Origin of the sequence: Mucilaginibacter sp. (assembly GCF_036383575.1) — a bacterium.
Taxonomy (GTDB): Bacteria; Bacteroidota; Bacteroidia; order Sphingobacteriales; family Sphingobacteriaceae; genus Mucilaginibacter.
The window spans coordinates 1-2,218 of record NZ_DASVOB010000581.1 but is presented as its reverse complement, the minus strand read 5'-3'; the positions used below and the strand labels follow the sequence as shown (position 1 = coordinate 2,218).

Here is a 2,218-nt window from a genome sequence, read left to right as displayed (position 1 = left end):
CATTGCAATCAATATCGCAGTTTTGCACAAGGATCCAGCTGGACGAATCTATATCTATACCATCTGTCGAAGGCCCATGGCCGTCAACGTTGTTGCGGATGGTAATACCATCAACAGTAACATAACCGGAGTAAAGCAACTGCACCGTCCAAAACCCGGCCTGCTGCAGCGTAATATTTTTGATGGTAACATCCTGAGAGTTGGAAACCAGCAGCGTACGGGGACGTTTGGCATCATAATCAACTATCCAGCGTAAACCCTTGGGGTCATATTCGGATCGCATTTTCCGGTAAATATCCCAAAATGGTTTACCCTGCGCATTTACCAATCCTTTTCCGGTAATTGCCACGTTGGTTTGCCCAGCTATGTTGATCAACGCGGCGGGCCATTTCATTTCAATACCGGCAACACGGGTGTCAATTTCGGGGTAATCTTTTATATCCTGGCTGCCCAATAACTCCACGCCCTGATCAATATTCAGGCAAACATTGTTCTTCAAAAAAATGGAGCCTGTTAAATATTTACCGGGTTTAAATGTAACTATACCACCACCTTTTGCCGAGCATTGATCAATAGTTTTTTGTATGGCAGCTGTGTTTATGGTGTTGCCATCATTAGCCGCACCATTATCATTTACAAACCACACCGTTGTTTTTTGAGGAGATTGCCTGGCACCTACCTTTTTGGTCCAATCCAGGTTAGTTTGCCCGTTTACAACGTTTGCGGTAATAACTATCAGGAAAACAGAATAACGTAATAATTTCATAGGTAAGTTTATTCTTGAAATAAAGCTGAACGCACAAAGCCTAAAGCTAATAAACCGATATCAACACGTATTAACTACTGCATACAAATCACCCGATAAACTTTATAAAAATGGTTTACTCTCCAAAACACGAAGAATAAACCATTTTTATGACGATCAGAATGATTCATCACTTATCCGGATCAATATCCCGGGTTTTGTGCATATAACCCCGGTGCAGCATCAAGTTGTGTTTGCGGTACAGGGTAAATAACGTAATTAGCTATAACCGGTTTGATAGCTTTTTGAGCATCTTCCTTAGCGATCCAGCTATTCATAATGGTTAGCAGGTTACCGCTCCTTTGCAGATCGAACCAGCGAGAGCCTTCATCTGCAAATTCCCTGCGGCGCTCATCAAACAGTTGGGCAAGCGTTACCGCTGATACAGATGGCAATCCGGCCCTTGTCCGTACCTGGTTAACAATAGCGTCAACATCAGCCTGTGAGCCTCCTGTTGCGCCGTTCAAGATACATTCTGCCTTAAGCATTAGAACATCTGTATACCTGATGGCGATGAAATTAATTCCCCAGTCAAAACGGCTGGCAGTTGGGATTTTAGTTATATCGAGCCATTTTTTAAAGAAAGGGCGATTTTCTGTACTTCCCGCGTTGGTGTAACCTGCGGTATATACGGTAAATGCCTTCCGCACATCGGCTGCGTCATAACTGTTTGCCAAATCGTTTGATACGGGGATAATTTCCAGGCTTCCGTTTGATTTGGTATCCTTGATAGATAAAAAATAAGCGCTTGGTGCAAGCGTCCACGGATATGAAGCTCCGTAAAGATCACTCGTACCGCTGATGCCGCTTGTATACATTACATCAAAAACAGCCTCTTTGTTAACAGCAGGACTTTGATTAGCATATGAAAAAATGTTGCTGTAAGTAGGTTCAAAAGCAAATTTGCCGCTGCTGATAATATCCTGCAATAAGGGCAAAGCTAAATTCCATTCGTTTGATCCGGTTCCAGGCCCTTCTATGCCATAATTTGGCGCCGACTTAGCCATATAAACCTGTGCCAGTAAGGCTTCTGCTGCATATTTTGTAGCACGGCCCACATCTACCCCCGTATAAGTGGTGGGTAAATTAGCTATGGCCGATTGCAGATCGGCTATGATTAGTTTGTAAACATCTGCTACCGAACTGCGGCCTATTGCATTGGCCTCGGGTGCAGTAACCGGGTGGTCAATAACAGGAAGCTTACCATAATACCTCACCAGGTCGAAATAATAAAATGCCCGCAGAAATTTAGCCTCGGCCTGTAACCTTGTTGCTAATGATGCGGAGCCTATGTAACTGCCATTTTTAGTAACCTGGTCAAGCAGGGTATTAGCCCTGAAAATGCCATTGAAATCGGTGCCCCAGGCTTCGGTAACATATGCATTTGCCGCTAACGAGGGCGAGAAATCATTC

Annotated in this window: 2 protein-coding genes; both read right to left on the bottom strand. The window is 44.0% G+C overall.

What is annotated here, in order from left to right:
• Positions 1–766: glycoside hydrolase family 28 protein (locus tag VF500_RS20785; RefSeq protein WP_330861516.1), on the bottom strand; the 766-nt coding region annotated here is incomplete at its 3' end.
• Positions 767–948: 182 nt separating this feature from the next.
• Positions 949–2,218, bottom strand: a 1,270-nt coding sequence (locus tag VF500_RS20780) for a RagB/SusD family nutrient uptake outer membrane protein (RefSeq protein ID WP_330861515.1), incomplete at its 5' end; no start/stop codon positions are given.